The 17,341-nt window shown below is 71.7% G+C and carries 12 protein-coding genes; 6 read left to right on the forward strand and 6 right to left on the reverse strand.

The window, feature by feature from the left end; genetic code table 11:
- Nucleotides 1–79: 79 nt before the first annotated feature.
- Genes VFJ21_01475 through VFJ21_01490 form a run of 4 tightly spaced genes read left to right on the forward strand, consistent with a single transcriptional unit; the run spans nucleotide 80 to nucleotide 3,575 of the window.
- Complete coding sequence (locus VFJ21_01475; GenBank protein ID HET7405793.1) at nucleotides 80–1,240, forward strand: acyl-CoA dehydrogenase family protein; 1,161 nt, start codon at nucleotides 80–82, stop codon at nucleotides 1,238–1,240.
- Between the two features lie 24 nt (nucleotides 1,241–1,264).
- A complete protein-coding gene (gene lipB / locus VFJ21_01480) occupies nucleotides 1,265–1,912 on the forward strand; it encodes a lipoyl(octanoyl) transferase LipB (GenBank protein ID HET7405794.1) in 648 nt (215 codons plus the stop codon).
- On the forward strand, nucleotides 1,902–2,861 hold the full coding sequence (gene lipA / locus VFJ21_01485; protein HET7405795.1) for a lipoyl synthase: 960 nt from the start codon (nucleotides 1,902–1,904) through the stop codon (nucleotides 2,859–2,861). The genes lipB and lipA overlap by 11 nt, the downstream gene beginning before the upstream one ends.
- Before the next feature lie 36 nt (nucleotides 2,862–2,897).
- Nucleotides 2,898–3,575 (forward strand): DUF4191 domain-containing protein, encoded by a 678-nt coding sequence (locus tag VFJ21_01490; protein HET7405796.1) that lies wholly within the window; start codon nucleotides 2,898–2,900, stop codon nucleotides 3,573–3,575.
- Nucleotides 3,576–3,621: 46 nt separating this feature from the next.
- Here the strand turns inward: VFJ21_01490 and VFJ21_01495 are convergent, their stop codons facing one another.
- Nucleotides 3,622–4,077 (reverse strand): RDD family protein, encoded by a 456-nt coding sequence (locus tag VFJ21_01495; GenBank protein ID HET7405797.1) that lies wholly within the window; start codon nucleotides 4,075–4,077, stop codon nucleotides 3,622–3,624.
- 31 nt (nucleotides 4,078–4,108) lie between these two features.
- The gene (locus VFJ21_01500) at nucleotides 4,109–6,274 is read right to left on the reverse strand and encodes a SpoIIE family protein phosphatase (protein ID HET7405798.1); all 2,166 of its coding nucleotides are present in this window, start codon (nucleotides 6,272–6,274) and stop codon (nucleotides 4,109–4,111) included.
- Between the two features lie 270 nt (nucleotides 6,275–6,544).
- On the opposite strand from VFJ21_01500, the gene glnA reads away from it, so the two are divergent.
- Nucleotides 6,545–7,969 carry a type I glutamate--ammonia ligase gene (gene glnA / locus VFJ21_01505; protein ID HET7405799.1) on the forward strand — a complete coding sequence of 475 codons (1,425 nt, stop codon included), beginning with the start codon at nucleotides 6,545–6,547 and terminating at the stop codon, nucleotides 7,967–7,969.
- Nucleotides 7,970–8,107: 138 nt separating this feature from the next.
- On the forward strand, nucleotides 8,108–11,965 hold the full coding sequence (locus VFJ21_01510; protein HET7405800.1) for an adenylate/guanylate cyclase domain-containing protein: 3,858 nt from the start codon (nucleotides 8,108–8,110) through the stop codon (nucleotides 11,963–11,965).
- A gap of 3 nt (nucleotides 11,966–11,968) precedes the next feature.
- On the opposite strand, the gene VFJ21_01515 is transcribed toward VFJ21_01510, so the two are convergent.
- From VFJ21_01515 to VFJ21_01530, 4 genes are all read right to left on the reverse strand, one after another.
- Nucleotides 11,969–12,922, reverse strand: a complete 954-nt coding sequence (locus VFJ21_01515; GenBank protein ID HET7405801.1) for a hypothetical protein — start codon at nucleotides 12,920–12,922, stop codon at nucleotides 11,969–11,971.
- 217 nt (nucleotides 12,923–13,139) lie between these two features.
- A complete protein-coding gene (locus VFJ21_01520; GenBank protein HET7405802.1) occupies nucleotides 13,140–14,459 on the reverse strand; it encodes an S-layer homology domain-containing protein in 1,320 nt (439 codons plus the stop codon).
- A 163-nt stretch (nucleotides 14,460–14,622) separates the two neighbouring features.
- On the reverse strand, nucleotides 14,623–16,365 hold the full coding sequence (locus VFJ21_01525) for an MFS transporter (GenBank protein HET7405803.1): 1,743 nt from the start codon (nucleotides 16,363–16,365) through the stop codon (nucleotides 14,623–14,625).
- Nucleotides 16,362–17,252 (reverse strand): MBL fold metallo-hydrolase, encoded by an 891-nt coding sequence (locus tag VFJ21_01530; GenBank protein ID HET7405804.1) that lies wholly within the window; start codon nucleotides 17,250–17,252, stop codon nucleotides 16,362–16,364. The genes VFJ21_01525 and VFJ21_01530 overlap by 4 nt, the downstream gene beginning before the upstream one ends.
- Nucleotides 17,253–17,341 lie beyond the last annotated feature (89 nt).

A 17,341-nucleotide genomic window follows, 5' to 3' on the forward strand; every position in this document is an offset into this window, starting at 1 on the left:
GGGCGATGCAACCAGCGACGGCCGACGGTCGGCGTTCGCTGTCCACAGGCCGTCCGGCGGGCAGGGCATGATGGCCGGCGTGCGGACGCTGAGCCAGCAGGAGCAGGACATCGTCGACGTCGTCACGGAGTTCGTCGACCGGCAGGTGAAGCCGGTCGCCCGTGACCTGGAGCATGCCAACACCTATCCGGACAAGTTGATCGCCACCATGCGCGATCTCGGAATCTTCGCGTTGGTGATCCCGCCGGACTACGGCGGCATCGGCGTGTCGACCCCGTGCTTCGCGGCGGTGACCGAGGAGCTCGCGCGCGGCTGGATGACCCTCGCCGGTGCCATGGGCGGGCACTCCGTCGTCGCGACCATGCTGCGGCTGTTCGGCACCGAGGAGCAACGACGGCGCTACCTGCCGCGGATGGCGACCGGTGAGATCCGCGCCGCGATGGCCCTCACCGAGCCGGGCGGCGGGTCGGACCTGCAGGCGATGCGCACTCGCGCGATCCGGCAGGCGGACGGAGACTACCTCGTCAACGGTACGAAGATGTGGATCACCAACGCCCGCACGGCCGGGCTGATCGCGCTGCTCTGCAAGACGAATCCCGATGCCAGCCCGTCGCACCGTGGCGTGAGCATCCTGCTGATGGAACCGGCGTACGGCTACGAGGTCTCCCGCGACCTGCCGAAGCTCGGCTACAAGGGCGTCGAGACCTGCGAGCTGGCATTCGACGACGTGCACGCCCCCGGTGACGCGCTGCTCGGCGGCGAGGAGGGGCAGGGCTTCGCACAGTTCATGAAGGGTCTCGAGCTCGGCCGGATCCAGGTCGCCTCCCGCGGGGTCGGCGTCGCCCAGGCCGCGCTCGACGACGCGCTCGCCTATGCCCAGCAGCGGGAGAGCTTCGGCGTGCCGATCTGGGAGCACCAGGCGGTCGGCCACCAGCTCGCGGAGATGGCGACGAAGACCGAGGCCGCGCGCCAGCTGGTGCTGCACGCCGCGCAGGTCTTCGACACCGGGGCCCGCGCCGACCTCGAGGCCGGCATGGCCAAGCTGTTCGCCTCGGAGATCTGCATGCAGGTGACCCTCGACGCGATGCGGGTGCACGGTGCGGCGGGTTACTCGACCGAGGTCGACATCGAACGCTACTTCCGCGACGCCCCGCTGATGATCGTCGGCGAGGGCACCAACGAGATCCAGCGCAACGTCATCGTGCGCCAGCTGATCGCCCGCGCGCAGCGAGGCGGCTGACGCTCCGCGGCGTAGCCTCGAACCATGGCCGGCATCGCGTTCGTGCACCCGGGACGGGTGCCCTACCTTGACGCCTGGCAGCAGCAGCAGGAGCTGCACGCCCGACGGGCCGCCGGCGACGTCGGCGACAGCGTGCTGCTGCTGGAGCACGATCCGGTCTACACCGCGGGCCGGCGCACGTCGGCCTTCGAGCGACCCGCCGGCGACCCCGGTGCACCGGTCGTCGACGTCGACCGCGGCGGCAAGATCACCTGGCACGGCCCCGGGCAGCTGACCGGCTACCCGATCGTCGCGCTGCCCGAACCGCTCGACGTCGTGTCCTACGTCCGCCGCCTGGAAACCGCGCTCATCGGCACCTGCGCGGATCTCGGCCTCGCCACGGTCCGGGTCCCCGGCCGCAGCGGCGTCTGGGTGCCGGCCGACGGGAACGGCCCCGACCGCAAGGTCGCCGCGATCGGCGTGCGGGTCGCCCGCGGCGTGACGATGCACGGATTCGCGCTCAACTGCGACTGCGACCTCACGTGGTTCGACCGCATCGTGCCGTGCGGCATCACCGACGCCGGCGTGACCTCGCTCACCCGCGAGCTCGGCCGTCCCGTCACGGTGGCCGACGCGATGCCCGTCGTGGAACGCCACCTGCTCGCCGTCCTGGAGCCCGACCTTGTCGGCTGAGGCACCCGACACCGCGATCGGGCCCGACGGCCGCCGGCTGCTGCGGCTGGAGGTGCGCAACGCCGCCGTACCGATCGAGCGCAAGCCCCCCTGGATCAAGACGCGCGCCCGCATGGGCCCCGAGTTCGCCGCGCTGAAGTCGATGGTCCGCTCCGAGGGCCTGCACACGGTCTGCGAGGAAGCAGGCTGCCCCAACATCTACGAGTGCTGGGAGGACCGGGAGGCGACGTTCCTCATCGGCGGCGAGCAGTGCACCCGGCGCTGCGACTTCTGCCAGATCGCCACCGGCCGCCCCGCACCGCTCGACCGCGACGAGCCGCGCCGCGTCGCGGAGTCCGTGCAGGCGATGGGGCTGCGCTACGCGACCGTCACCGGCGTGACGCGCGACGACCTGCCCGACGGCGGTTCGTGGCTGTACGCCGAAACCGTGCGGCAGATCCATGCGCACGTGCCCGGCTGCGGGGTCGAGGTGCTGATCCCCGACTTCGACGGCATCCCGGAGCAGCTCGCCGAGGTCTTCTCGGCCAAGCCGCAGGTGCTCGCCCACAACGTCGAGACCGTGCCCCGGATCTTCCGCCGGATCCGGCCGGGATTCCGCTACCAGCGCTCGCTCGACGTGCTGACCGCCGCGCGCGCGGCCGGGCTGGTCACGAAGTCAAACCTCATCCTCGGCCTGGGCGAGGAGCGCGCCGAAGTCGTCGAGACCATGCAGGCGCTGCACGCCGCCGGCTGCGAGCTGTTGACGATCACGCAGTACCTGCGCCCCTCACCCCGCCACCATCCCGTCGTGCGCTGGGTGCACCCGGACGAGTTCGTCGAGCTGGCGCGGGAGGCCGAGCAGATCGGCTTCATCGGCGTGCTCAGCGGTCCGCTGGTGCGCTCGTCGTACCGCGCCGGACGCCTCTACAGCCAGGCCGTCGAGGCTCGCGGCACGCGCACGTCGGGCTGACCAGGCCTCACCCGGGCCGACCGTATGCTGGCCGGCATGGCCCGAGACGACTCCAAATCCGGCGGCCGGCTCGAGCAGATCAAGCTGGTCTACTCGTTCACCCGCGAACGCGACCCCCAGATCCTGCTCTGGATCGCGCTGCCGGCGATCGCCATCTTCGCCGTGCTGCTGGCACTCGGCTTCGTCTTCGGGCACCCGATCTACCTCGGCGTGATCGGGTTCATCGCTGCCCTGCTCTGGATGACCAGCATCTTCGGTCGCCGCTCGATGTCTGCGCAGTACGCCAGTGTCGAGGGCCAGCCCGGCGCCGCGGCCGCCGTCCTGTCCTCGCTGCGCGGCACGTGGAAGGTGCAGCCCGCGGTCGCGCTCAACCGCAACCAGGACCTCGTGCACCGCGCGGTCGGCCGGCCCGGCATCGTGCTCGTCGGCGAGGGCGCACCGAGCCGGGTGGGGCCGCTCATCGCCCAGGAGCGCAAGCGGGTCACCCGGATCGCGGGCGACATCCCGATCTACGAGGTGCAGGTCGGCGCCGAAGAAGGTCAGGTCGACCTGCGCAAGCTGCAGGCGCACCTCGGCAAGCTGCCGCGCAACCTCAAGCCGCGTGAGGTCGACGCGGTCGACAACCGGCTGCGTGCACTGGGTGGCGCCGCCATGCCGGTGCCGAAGGGCCCGCTCCCCCGCGGCGGCCGGATCCCGCGCGGCAAGATGCGCTGAACCCGCGGCGATCCCCGGCGGGGGCCAGGTGCGTCCGACGCAGCGGCTAGGCGCGCACGACGACGGTGCCGGTCGCCCGGTCGTGCAGCCCGCGTCCGTCGCGGTCCGTGAACAGCACGGTGAAGATCAGCGCGAGCAGCACCGCTCGGGGCACCGCCCACCAGCCGATGCCTGCGTGCTGCGTCCGGCGCGCCACCGAGATCACGCGAAGCCCGGTGAGGCGCATGCCGGCGCTCTGCCCGCCGAGCCCCACGAGCACGGCGTACTCCACGAGGAACACCAGCGTGCTCCAGATGCCGGTGTGCACCGACCCCGCCGGGATCGTCGCCACGAGCCAGGACAGCACCGCATCGACCGCGAACGCCACGAACCGTGGACCGAGCCCCACGGCGGACCCCGGCCCGCTCGCCGGTAGCCCCAAGGACTGCCCGCGGTAGTCGTGCAGCTCGGAGCCCGCCGGCGGCGCATCGAGCCACGAGCCGGAGATCCGCGGGGAGGCCATGGCTCCACGGTAACCGCCGCGATGATGCGGCTCAGAGCGACAGCTCGAACCAGACCGTCTTCGCCAGGTCCGTCGACTCGACGCCCCAGCGACGGGCCAGGTGCTCGATCAGGTGCAGGCCGCGCCCGCCCTCCGCCGCAGCGTTGGGTCGCCCGCGCCGCAGCGGTGCGTGCGGAGCCTGGTCGACCACCTCGACGCGGACGCCGTCGGTCGCGAGGCGCAGTGTGCGCAGGCGCAGCGACGTCCCCGCATGCCGCACCGCGTTGGTGACCACCTCGCTCACGAGCAGCGTCGCGGTCTCGACGAGCTCGTCGAGACCCCATGACGCCAGCACGTGCTCGACGGCGGAGCGCGCCTGCGCCGGTGACTGGATGTCCGCGGGCAGCTCCTGCACGAGCTCGCTGATGGGCTGACCCTCGCCCGCGGGCAGGGTCCACAGCGCGAGCAGGGCGACGTCGTCGTCGGATGCGGGCTGCACCGCGAGCGCCGCCTCGCAGGCCGCCTCCGCCCCGCGCACTCCGTCGACCGCGCGAGCCAGCCGGCGCATGCCCTCGTCGACAGGTAGGTCGGGACTCTCGACGAGCCCGTCGGTGTAGAGGAGCAGCAGCGAGCCGAGCGGGAGGGTGACGACGCGTTCGCCGTACGAACCGAGGCCGACGCCGAGCGGGGGACCTGGTTCGAGCGGCAGGAAGGCCGCCGGGTCGCCGTGCGACACCAGCAGCGGCGGCGGATGGCCGGCGCAGGCGAGCAGCGCGCGGTCGGTGGTCGGGTCCCACTCGACGTAGCAGCAGGTGACGATCAGCGCGTCGTCGAGGGAGGCCACGAGCCGGTCGAGGCGACCCAGGATGCCCGCGGGGCTGTGCCCTTCCAGGACGTAGCCACGGATGGCCGCCAGGACCTGCCCCATGACCGCGGCGGCACGGACCCCGCGGCCCATGACGTCGCCGACGACGAGCCCCACACACCCCGAGGGCAACGGCACGACGTCGTAGAAGTCGCCGCCCACCGACATGCCGCGGGTCCCGGGCAGGTAGCGCACGGCCACCTCGGCGCCGGCCACGGCCGGCAGGTCGACCGGCAGCAGCGACCGTTGCAGGGTGTGCGCGATCTCGCTCTGCTGATGGAAGAGCCGCGCGTTGTCGAGTGCCAGCGCGAGCCGGCCGGCGAGCTCCCTCATCTCGGCCAGGTCATCGGCACCGAGGGGCGGGCGCTGACCGATCGTCGCCATGGTGAGCACGCCGAGTCCGCGCCCGTGCGCCCGCAACGGCAGGACCAGCCCCGACCCCAGGTCGATCTCGTGCAGGAGCGCGAGCTGCGCCGCCTCGTCGACCAGGTCGCGGTAGTCGTCATCGCCCCGCTGGAACAACCGCGGCAGCCCGCTGTCCATCGTCGAGCGGATGAGGTCGCCACCGCGCCCGTCGAGGGTCCGGGCGAATCCGTTCAGGGCGTGGCCGATGAGCGGGTCGGCATGGTCGCCGCCGGCGATCTGCCACGTGTCGTCGGGGCCGGCGAGCACGACGATCGCCACGTCGGCCAGGCGGTCGGTCGCCAGCCGGCACAGCTCCTCGCACAGCGGCCGGGCCTCGGTCACCCCTGCGAACAGCCGCCCCGACTCGGCGAGCAGCTCCAGCCGGTCGCGAGAGCGCCGCTCGACCGAGATCATGCGAGCGCGGTGCAGCGCGACGGAGCACTGGGCGATGACGGTGTCGAAGAACGAGAGGTTGGCCGGGTCGGTCAGGAGCCCGCCGTCGGCGAAGCTGGCCGACAGCACGCCGAGGACCTCACCGCCCTGGACGAGGGGTTCGCAGACGTACGCCGCGCCGACACTCGCCCCGCCCAGCAGTCCGGGGTAGCGCTCGTCGCGCTCCGCGACGGACAGCAGGGTGACGCGCTGCGCGTGCAATGCGGACTCGGCAGCGGGCGCGCGCGCGTCGAGCGGCATGTCGGTGAGGCAGGCGATGACGTCAGCGGGGTAGCCGACGTGGCCCTGCAGGGCCAGCATGCCCCGCTCGCGATCGAGCATCCAGACCGCGCCGGCCACCGCGCCGAGCAGCGACAGTCCGCTCTCCACCATGGTGCGCACGACGGCTTCGACGGCGAGGGCGCCGAGCAGGTCGGCGCTGACGGCCTGGAGCCGGCGCAGCCGTTGCGCCACCTGCTCCGTCGAGGCGTGCGCGAGCTGCTCCTCGTCGAACACGCCGAAATCCTTCGGACGAAGCGGCTCCCCCTGCGGAGGCACCGGCGGCGACACGCTCATCGCCGGTGGCCGGCTCGACGCCGGGCGGTGGTGCCCGTCACCATGCGACGGTAGCGCCGTCGGGTGGACAATCGCTGACGGCTACCCCGACTTCCGCTGCGTAACCCTCGCGAAACATCCGGGATACGGCTCGGAAACCGCGTCGGCGTACGTTCATCCGCGGGCAACCACCAGGCCACAGGGGCCCGCACGGGCCCACGGGAGGATTAGATGTTCACCAGCGCGGACGAGGTTCTCGCCTACATCTCCGATCACGACGTGAAGTTCGTCGATGTCCGGTTCTGCGACCTGCCGGGCGTCATGCAGCACGTCTCGATCCCGGCGGAGAACTTCGGGCGGCGGGTGTTCGAAGAGGGCCTGATGTTCGACGGTTCCTCGATCCGCGGCTTCCAGCAGATCCACGAGTCGGACATGCTGCTGCTGCCCGACCCGACGAGCGCCGTGGAGGACCCATTCCGTCAGCACAAGACGCTGGTCCTCAACTTCTTCATCCACGACCCGTTGACCGGTGAGGCCTACAGCCGCGACCCGCGCAACATCGCCCGCAAGGCCGAGGACTACGTGCGAGGCTCGGGCATCGCGGACACGGCCTACTTCGGCCCGGAGGCGGAGTTCTACATCTTCGACTCGATCCGCTACGACTCGACGCCGCACTCGACCTACCACTACATCGACTCGGTCGAGGCCGCGTGGAACACCGGCCGCGACGAGGACGGCGGCAACAAGGGCTACAAGCCGGCGTACAAGGGCGGATACTTCCCGACCCCGCCGACCGACCACTTCATCGACCTGCGCGCGGAGATGGTGCGCAAGCTGCTGGAGACCGGACTCGACGTCGAGCTGCACCACCACGAGGTCGGCACCGCCGGCCAGTCGGAGATCGGCTTCCGGTTCGGCACGCTGCTCAAGACGGCCGACAACCTCATGTGGTTCAAGTACGTCGTCAAGAACGTCGCGCTGGCCGCGGGCCACACGGTGACGTTCATGCCGAAGCCCATCTTCGGTGACAACGGCTCGGGCATGCACTGCCACCAGTCGCTGTGGAAGGACGGCGCCCCGCTGTTCTACGACGAGGTCGGCTACGCGGGGCTGTCCGACACTGCGCGCTACTACATCGGCGGCCTGCTCAAGCACGCGCCCGCGCTGCTCGCCTTCACCAACCCGACGACCAACTCCTACCGGCGGCTGGTGCCGGGCTACGAGGCTCCGGTCAACCTGGTCTACTCGCAGCGCAACCGCTCGGCCTGCTGCCGGATCCCGATCACCGGTACCAACCCGAAGGCCAAGCGCATCGAGTTCCGGGTGCCCGACCCCTCGTGCAACCCCTACCTCGCGTTCGCAGCGATGCTGATGGCCGGCGTCGACGGCATCCGCAACAAGATCGAGCCCCCGGAGCCGATCGACAAGGACCTCTACGAGCTGCCGCCCGACGAGCACGCCGCGGTCGCGCAGGTGCCCGGTTCGCTGGAGCGGGTGCTCGACGAGCTCGAGGCCGACCACGAGTGGCTGCTCGAGGGCGGTGTCTTCACGCCGGACGCGATCGACACGTGGCTCGACTACAAGCGGGTGCACGAGGTCGACCCGATCCGGCTGCGCCCGCACCCGTACGAGTTCCAGATGTACTACTCCATCTAGCGCGCCCGACATCCGCTTCCGGCTCGACCGTCGCGAAGGCCCTGGCGCGGCAACCGGCGACCTGAGCGGGGCTCGTGCGTGCCCCGGATTCTCCCGGTTGCGGTTGCCGCGGACGCGGCTGGCGTGGATCCTCAGCACATGGGGGGACCGACGGGCCGGGCGCAGCACGCTGCCCGGCTACGTCCGTACGTGGCCAGCCTTGTGCTGACCTGGCTCCGCGACTCGCCCCAGGCAACGTGGCGTGAGGTCGACGGCACGCTGGTCTTCGTCGACATCTCGGGCTTCACCAAGCTGACCGAGCGGCTGGCCGAGCGCGGCAAGGGCGGCGCCGAGGAGATGAGCGACATCCTCGACGCCACGTTCGGCGAGCTGCTTTGGGTCGCCTACTCCTACGGCGCGCAGCTGGTGAAGTGGGGCGGCGACGCGGTCCTGCTGCTGTTCACCGGAGACGGGCACGCGCCGCGGGCCTGCCGCGCGGCGTACGACATGCGGGCGACGATGCGCCGCATCGGCCACCTGCGCACGTCGGCCGGTGCCGTGACCCTGCGCATGAGCGTCGGCATCCACAGCGGCACGTTCCACTTCTTCCTGGTCGGCACGCTGCACCGCGAGCTGCTCGTCACAGGACCGGGCGCGACCACCACGGCCCGCATCGAGGGCGTCGCGGAAGCCGGCGAGATCGGCCTGTCCCCGCAGACGGCCGCCCTGCTGGCGCCGAACCTCGTCGGCGTGGAGAAGACGCCTGGCGTGTGGCTGCTGCGCGGCCGGCCACGGGTGCCGGAGACTCCGCGCCGGACGACGCTCGACCTGGCCGGCATCGACGTCGCGAGCTGCCTGACTGCACCGACCCGCGAGCACCTGCTGGCAGGTGGCACCGACGGTGAGCACCGGCAGATCGCGGTCGCGTTCGTGGAGTTCAAGGAGACCGACGCCTTGCTGGCCGCCCAGGGTCCGGGCGCGCTGGCCGCCGCCCTGCACGAGGTCGTCTCGGTGACGCAGGACGCCTGCGCGCGTCACGGGGTGACGTTCTGGGAGACCGACATCAGTCCCGACGGCGGCAAGATCATGCTCGTGGGCGGAGCCCCGCGCAGCACCGACGACGACGCCGGCGCGATGCTGGCGACCGCGCGCGACGTGGCCGACGGCGTGCGAACGCTGCCTTTACGCATCGGGGTCAACCACGGCCGGGTGTTCTCCGGCGACTTCGGCCCCGACTACCGGCGTACCTACTCGGTCAAGGGCGATGCGGTCAACCTCGCCGCCCGCGTCATGGGCAAGGCAGCGCCCGGCGAGGTCTGGGCGACGGAGGGGGTCCTGGAGCACTCGCGCCTGTCGTTCGATGCCGAGAGGCTCGAGCCCTTCCTGGTCAAGGGCAAGGCCAGGCCGGTGCAGGCCTACCGGCTCGGCCGGGTGATGCAGGGACGGGTCGGGACCCCCGACGACGACCTGCCACTCATCAGTCGCGAACGCGAGCTCGCCGTCCTCCACGACGCGACGGCTGCCGCAGCCGCCGGCCGCGGCTGTCTGGTCGAGCTGGTCGGGGAACCGGGCATCGGCAAGAGCCGCCTCCTGGCCGAGCTCGCCTGCCGGTCACCCGACCTGCGGACCGTCGACGTCGGCTGCGACGCCTACCACTCTTCGACGCCGTACGCACCGTTCCGCACGTTGCTGCGCGAACTACTGGACATCCCGTACGACGCCGAGCCGGGAACGGCGGGAGAGCTGCTCGCGACGCGGCTGCACGACACGGCACCGGACCTGCTCCAGTGGCTGCCCCTGGTCGCGGTCGTCGTCGACGCCGACGTCGCGCCCACGGCGGCGACCAGCGCGTTGGACGAGAAGTTCCGCAAGGGCCGGCTGGAGCAGGTGACCACCGAGCTGCTGCACCGGCTGCTTCCGAGCGCAACCCTCGTCGTGGTGGAGGACGCCCATCTCGCCGACGACGCGTCCGCCGACCTCCTCGCCCACGTCGCCGAGAGCATCGCAAGCCGCCCCTGGGCCATGGTGGTCAGCCGGCACACCTCCCCCGGCGGTTTCGCGCCGCAGGCGCCGTCCGCCCGTATCGACCTGCTGCCGCTCGACGACTTCGCCGCGCAGACCATGCTCGCGATCGCCGCCGAGGAGTCGCCGCTCCCGCCGCACGAGTTCGCGGCACTCGCCCAGCGCGCCGAGGGCAACCCGCTGTTCCTGTTGCAACTGCTCGACGCCGTGCGTCGCACCGGCAGCGTGGACGAGCTGCCCGACTCCATCGAAGGCGTCATCACGGCGCGCATCGACCGGCTGCCCCCGCGGGAACGGCGCCTGCTCCGGACCGCGGCGGTGCTCGGCGTCCGGTTCGAACCGCGTGTCCTCGACGCGGTGCTCGACGCCGACGGCGACCGGCTCGAGGCCGAACGGCTGGCCGACTTCCTGCAGCTCGGCGACGACGGGATGGTGGCCTTCCGCCATGCCCTGGTGCGCGACACGGCCTACGAGGGGTTGCCGTTCACCCGTCGGCGCGAGCTGCACGGTCGGGCCGGCGACGTGCTCGAGCGGCTGTACGGCGAGCGCACCGACGAACGCGCGGACCTGCTGTCGCTGCACTTCCTGCAGGCAGGTCGTTTCGAAAGGGCATGGCGCTATGCCCGCGTGGCCGGGCAACGCGCCGACGGCGCTTACGCCTACGTGGAGTCGGCCGTCTTCTACGAGCGCGCGCTCGCCGCCGCCCGGCGCAGCGCAGACGCCGACACGGCGGCCATCGCGGACGTCACCGAACGCCTGGGCGACGCGCGCTCGCGGCTCGGCGAGTTCGCCCGGGCCGATGCGGCCTACGCCGACGCGGCGCGGGCGCTGCGTTCGCAGCCCCTGGACCGAGCCCGCATCTTCTACAAGCAGGCGGACATCTGCGTACGGGAGGGAGCGCACAGCCCGGCCCTGCGGCGGCTCAGCCGGGGGCTCACGGTCCTGTCCGACCAGCCGGGAATCGAGGCCCGGCGGCTGCGGGCCCGGCTCAGCTCCTTCTACGGACTCGTCCGGCACAACCAGGGGCGCGACCGCGACGCCGCCCGGTGGGGCCGCCGCGCCGTGGTCGAAGCAGAGACCTCGCGTTCGCCGGCGACCCTGGCGGAGGCGTTGCTGCATCTCGACGTCTGCCTGACCTTCGCCGACGACGGGGGCGGCAAGAACGCGCGGCGGGCGCTGGGCCTCTGGCGCCGGCTCGGCGACTCCTGGCAGGAGGCCCGCACGCTGAACCAGCTGGGCATCCGCGCCTACTTCGGGGGGCGCTGGCCCGAGGCGCTCGCGCACTACCGCGACGCGGCGGCAGCCTTCGACCGAGCCGGCGACCAGTGGATGGCCTCCGTGGTGCGAGGCAACCTCGCCGAGACGCTGTCGGACCAGGGCCATGTCGAAGAGGCGATCGGCATCCTCGAGCTGACACTGCCGGCCTGGCGCGCGTCGAGCGCGCCCACCATGGTGGGCTTCGGCCTCAGCCTGCTCGCGCGCGCGCACGTGCGGGCCGGCCGGTTCGAGGAAGCGGCACCGCTGTACGCCGAGGCGCGCGCGTTGTTCACCGAGCACGGCGAGCCGGTCGAGGTGCTGGAAACCGATGCGCGCCGCGTCGAGTCGTCCGTGCTGCAGGGACGCGGCGTCGCGGTGTTGGGCGACGTCGCGGAGCTGCTCGAGCGATGCCATCGGCTGCCCGGCGGTGAGGGTCTGGCCGCCACGGCCCACCGCCTGCACGGGCTGGCGCTCGCCCAGCTGGGCGACCTACTCGAAGCCCGCGCGGCGCTGCAGCGCAGCATCGCCTCCGCCCAGCAGCGGGGCGCCACCCACGAGATCGTCTGGGCCCTCGACGCCCTCGATCAGCTGGCCGGCGCCAGTCAGCAGCTGCCGATCCCGAGCCAGTCGACCGAGCTGCGGTCGCTCATGGACGGTCTGGGCATGGTGCAGATCGCCCGCCCTGGCCCGACCGGTCACGCCATCGACGTGACCCGCGACGCAACCATCGCCCGGTAGGACTCAGAAGAACTTCGGGTCCTGAGGGTTGCCGGGAACCTGGACGATCGCGTGCTGGGCGGCCTTCACCTTGAACAGGTCGCTGATGCATGGCTGGTCGCTAACCCCGGCGGCAGCGAGCGCGCTGCACAGTGGGAGCGGCCCCTGCGTTGGACTGGTCTCCGACTGGGGCGGCAGGAGCGTGCCGTCGCTGCCTTCGGTGTAAAACCCGTAGGGCGCCGACATGCAGACTTCCCAATGGGGCGTGCCGTTGTCCGTATAGGCGTTCGTCGTCTGCTTGTCCCAGGCCAGCTCCACCGACTTGCTCCCGGTCGTCGAGTCGGAGCTGAGCATCTGGTCGACGACGACGTACTCCGGTCGCGTTTCCGACACGCAGGCCTCGCTGTTCGGCGCGACGTTCATGAATAGTGAGCCGACCCTGGTGTCGAACGCCACGGTGCCAGACGTGTGCACCCCGCTGTCCGTGCAAGGGCTGGCGGTGCACACGATGCCGGCCACGGTCAGCTGCGGAGCCGACCCGCTCAACAGGAAGTCGTTGCCCGACCCGGAGAAGTCGTTGGACTGCTTGACCGCCGAGCCGATCGTGTAGGTGCCGTCGGTGGTCGGGGTGAACGACACCGGAATGACGACGGAGCCCGAGTCCGGCACGCCCGAGCTGCTGGACGACGAACGCAGCTGCACGACGAACTGCGAAGCGCTGCTGGTCACCGTCGCGGAGAAGTCGGCACATGCGGGCACGCTCGGGCAGATGAGGGCGCCCACGTTAGGAGTCCCGCTGTAGGGCAGCGCGAACGTGATGTTGGCAGATGCGAAGTACTGGTTGGCGGTGATGTTGCTCAACGTGACCTGCACCGTGGTTTGCGCGCCGGCCGGCACGTTGGTCGGCGAGATGCTCGCGGTGTAGAACTTCTTGGCCGCTTGCGCGGATGCAGGAGCACCGACGAGGGTCGCTGCCACCAGGGCGGCGACTCCGACGACCACGGCTGTGCCGAGGTGCCTCCGACGACGTGCTCTCATAGCCGCCCCCCTCCGATCGGCGGGTCACCGCCGCACGGCACGCATGCTGGACCGTTGGCCAGGCCGCGACAAGAGCACGGCCGGACCAGTCTCGTCAGACGGGATCGCCCGCGCAGCCACGAAATACCGCCTACCGGTCGGAACGTCGAGACCCACGTCAGAAGAACTTCGGGTCCTGGGCGCTGCCCGGCACGAGCACCTCGGCGAACTGCTGGCCCGAACCCGTCTTCCGCAGGATCGACACGCAGGGCCCCGGCGCCGCGGCCGGCAGCGCCGCGCAGCCAGGCAGCAGACCGACGTACGACGTGCCGGCGTGGGTTGCCGGCACCAGGGCGCCCTGCCCGTCGGCGGCCTGGAAGGCGTACGGCGCCTGCATGCACACGGGCCACTGCGACGCGCCGTTGTTGGTCTCCTGCTGGGTGAACTCCTTGGTCCACGTGAGGTCCACCGTCTTTGCGGAGTCGGACATCACCGTGACCTCGACGCCGCTCGGACGCGCCAGACCGGCGCAGGGTGCGGCACTGTCGACCAGCCCCAGCGAGATCGTCGAGGGGGTGTCGGCCGACGCGCTCACGGTCGACATCGGCTGACCGGTGAGCGTCAACGTGCAGGGCGACTGGTCGGGCGGGCAGGTCTTCTGCGCGAGGGGCGCGGTGACGACCGCCGGTTGGGAGACGAACCGGTTCGGCAGCCAGCCCTGCTCCACCCCGAGCTCGATCAGCCGGGAGAGGAAGCCCGCCATCTCGTCGCGCTGCACGCCCTGGTCCTGGTTCGACAGCGTGCCGCCGGCCAAGCCCGGCGCGCCGACGAAGAGCCCCAGACCCGCGACGGCGTTGAGGTAGGGGTTCTCGAAGACCCCGCCGTCGTCGTCGGCGAAGTAGTCCTGACCGGACGCTGCGGGCGTCGCGCCCGAGAAGACCTTCAGCGCGTTGTAGATGAACTTCGACATCTCTCCACGGGAGACGATCGCGTCGGGTGCGTAGCTCCCGTCCGCATAGCCGCTGACCATCCCCGCGTTGGTGAGCGCGTCGACCGCGCTCCGGAACTGCTGCGGGATGCCGGCCGCGTCGGTGTAGCTCGTCGCGGGTGCGGCCGTCGACCAGGCATGACCGGCCGCGGTGCCCAACCGGTAGAAGAATGCCGCCATCTGGTCACGCAGCACCGGCGCCGTCGGGGCGTAGGTCGTCGCCGAGGTGCCGTCGGTGACGCCGTAATCGGCGGCACAGTAGATCTGCAGCCGGAAGAAGTCTCTGTCGACGTCCGTGAAGCCCGGGTTGGTCAGCGAGGCAGGGGGGCAGGCTGTGCCGGTGTCGATGGGAGCGGGCGGCAGGGCCGTCTGGTTGCCGGGAAAGCTGCCCGAAGCCCACGCCGAGCTGATCGGGCTGACCCCCAGGGCGACGACCAGGGTGCCCGCAAGGACCCCCGCGGCCGCGGCCGGCAGCACGCCACGCGCGCTCGACCTCCGAACGAGCTTCATGCAAGTCCCCCCTACCGGGGAGCGTGGGCCGCACCCCAGAGGCATCCTCAGGTCTCGGTGATCACCGCACAACCGAAACGCAGAAGACGCCGCCTCAGACCGGGGCAATCGACCGCACCGCCGGACGAGTCAGGCGCACCGGGCGATCCCGCCCGGCAAAGTCCTAACCCGCGCTGGACTCGGGGAACACCTGCTCGGCTACCGCGGCCTGCTCGGGCACCGCGACGGAGGGACGGTAGGTGGGGTGCGTGCGCTCGAGCTGTCGGCGTACACCGCTGACGGTCGCGGGCGAGAGCGGCGCCTCGTTGAGCGCATTGAGGAACTCGTCGCCGGCGATGCGCAGCAGCCGGCAGCCGTCGCCTGCCCGCACGGTCGCGGTCCGGGGGATGCGTTCCAGCAGGCCGATCTCGCCGAAGTACGCCGGCGCCTCGAGCATCCGCAGGAACTGCTCGCTGACCCCCTCGCCGCGAGCCGACACCTGGACCGACCCGTCGAGCAGGACGTACAGGTCGTCGGCGGCCTCCCCCTCGGTGACGATCGGGAGGCCGGGCTCCACCAGCATGTCGCTCCCGGTGCGGGCCAACCGCTCCAACACCGGACGGGAGGCCGAGGCAAAGATGCCGAGCCGTTGGAGCACCGCGATCCGCGGTTCCAGGGTCTGCAGCAGGTGCACCGCCTCGCGGTCCATGCCGGCGAGCATCGGGTAGCAGCCGACGACGAGCAGCGGCAGCGCGGCGCCGTAGACGAGCAACGTGCCGTTGGTGCCCAGACCGTGCAGCAGCGCCGGGGTGATCAGGGCACCGATGGAGATCCCGCCGAGCACGAGGGCCCAGAAGGCGCCGAACACCCGGGCGATCAGGTCGGGTGCCAACGTGCGCTGCAGCGCGGTGATGGCGAGGGTGTCGACGACGAGCGTGCCACCGCCCCGGATGACCTGCAGCACGAACGCGATCTCCGGCGAGTGCACCGTGGCCATCACGGCGGTGGGCACGCAGTACACCGCCATCCCGCCGACGATCATCAGCGCCAGCCGCGGCGAGGCGGCCAGCCGGTTGACCAGCCCGGCGGCGAGGACACCGCCGACGCCGAGCGCGGCCAGCAGGTAGCCGTAGCCGTCCTCGCCAGTTCCGAGCCTGGTCTTGCTCAGCACGGCGAACAGCACCGTGTCCGTGCCGTAGAAGAAGCTGGCCAGCACGCTGAACCACACGAGGATCGCGGTGCGGCGGGAGGCGACGATTGCCCGGTAGCCCACGCGGATCTGCTGCAGCGGCCCGCCGTCCTGGGTCACGTCCGTGGGCACGCTGCGGACGCCGGCACGGCTGACCAGCGCTGCGGAGACCACGAACGTGCCCGCGTTGAAGGCGATGACGCCGGCCGGGCTCACCGCCGCGAGCATCGCCCCGCCCAGCGCAGGGCCGACGAGGATCGTCAGGTTGTCGATCGTGCCCTTGAGACCGTTGGCCGCCGCCAGGTCCTTCTCGCCGACGACCTGTGGGATCAGCGCGGACGTCGCGGGGTCGTACGCCGACATCAGGATCGAGTTGAGCGCGCCGATCGCGATGACGACGGCCGAGTGCGCGTGCAGGGCCATGGCGGTCGCCATCGCCGCCATCAACCCCGTCGCCGTCAGGTCGCAGGTGACCAGCACCCGCACCCGTTCGAAGCGCTCGGCGACGACGCCGGCGTAGGAGCTGAAGAGCAGGGCGCTGAGGAACCTGCCGAGGGTGGCCGCGGCCACCCACGCCGGGGAGTGCGTCTGCTGGTAGACGTAGACCACGAGCGCGACGTTGTAGGCCCAGCTGCCGGTTGCGGAGACGGCGAGGGCGCCGCTGAGCAGGCGGAAGTCCCGATGCCGCAGTGCACCGCGGTAGGTCCCCCGAGCCTGCCCGGCTACATCCGCGGTCATAGCGCAGCCACCTCTCCGATAGCGGGTGCGACCGGGGCGGCGCTCGGGGCCGCGGGAAGGTCGAACACCCGACCCTGCCGGCCGGCCTCGACCGGCACGGCGGCCCCGCGCTGCCCGGCGACGATGTCGTCTATCTGGTCGTCGGTGCGGGTCGGGTCGTGGTGGAACAGCACCAGCCGGCCGACGCCGGCCGACTCGGCCAGGCGGACGGCGTACTCCACGGTCGAGTGGCCGAGGAAGGCCAGCCGCGGGAACTCCGCCGCGACGTGCTGCGCGTCGTGGACGAGCACGTCGGCGCCGTCGGCCAGCTCCAGCGCGGCGTCGTGCAGGACCCCGTCACCCTGCTCCCCTGGCGACCAGGCGCTGGGCCCGTGGTCGGTGACGTAGGCAAGGGTCGACCTGCCGTCGGTGATCCGGTAGCCGATCGTGCGGCCGCCCTTGTGCGGGATCTCCCGCACCAGCACGTCGAAGCCCTCGACGCAGAGGCGCCCCGGCTCGATCCAGTCGAAGGTCCACCCGTCGCCGAGCTGCTCGGGCGTGATCGGGAAGTACGGCGGCCGCATGATGCCCGACAGCACCTCGACCGGGTCGCCGGGCTGTGCGGGCCCGCGCACGTCGACACGGGCGCCCGGCAGGAAGCCCGCACCGAAGAACGGCAGGCCCTGCCAGTGGTCCCAGTGCAGGTGGGTCAGCAGGATCGTGCCGGCGAACGGCTGCCCGCCGAGCAGCGCGGGCACCTCGCGCAGGCCGGTGCCGGCGTCGAGCAGCAGCGTCGGCGCTGCACCGTCGGCCGCCACGGCCACGCAGGAGGTGTGACCTCCGTAGCGGTCGTAGGCCGGGCCGGGCGCGGGCGTCGAGCCGCGGACACCGCACAGCCGCACCCGCATGACGCCCCCCTCGTGCGCCGCCTGCGCACTCGCTCATCGAATCGGTCCTGGGACGGGGCGGCAACCGAAACGGCCGAATTCGCGACCGG

This window comes from Mycobacteriales bacterium (assembly GCA_035690485.1).
Taxonomy (GTDB): Bacteria; Actinomycetota; Actinomycetes; order JAFAQI01; family DASSKL01; genus DASSKL01.

Coding starts and splice junctions, on each gene's coding strand:
- lipB (HET7405794.1), top strand. CDS start 1,265: ATGGCCGGCATCGCGTTCGTGCACCCGGGACGGGTGCCCTACCTTGAC.
- VFJ21_01490 (HET7405796.1), top strand. CDS start 2,898: ATGGCCCGAGACGACTCCAAATCCGGCGGCCGGCTCGAGCAGATCAAG.
- VFJ21_01495 (HET7405797.1), bottom strand. CDS start 4,077: ATGGCCTCCCCGCGGATCTCCGGCTCGTGGCTCGATGCGCCGCCGGCG.
- glnA (HET7405799.1), top strand. CDS start 6,545: ATGTTCACCAGCGCGGACGAGGTTCTCGCCTACATCTCCGATCACGAC.
- VFJ21_01510 (HET7405800.1), top strand. CDS start 8,108: ATGGGGGGACCGACGGGCCGGGCGCAGCACGCTGCCCGGCTACGTCCG.
- VFJ21_01520 (HET7405802.1), bottom strand. CDS start 14,459: ATGAAGCTCGTTCGGAGGTCGAGCGCGCGTGGCGTGCTGCCGGCCGCG.
- VFJ21_01525 (HET7405803.1), bottom strand. CDS start 16,365: ATGACCGCGGATGTAGCCGGGCAGGCTCGGGGGACCTACCGCGGTGCA.
- VFJ21_01530 (HET7405804.1), bottom strand. CDS start 17,252: ATGCGGGTGCGGCTGTGCGGTGTCCGCGGCTCGACGCCCGCGCCCGGC.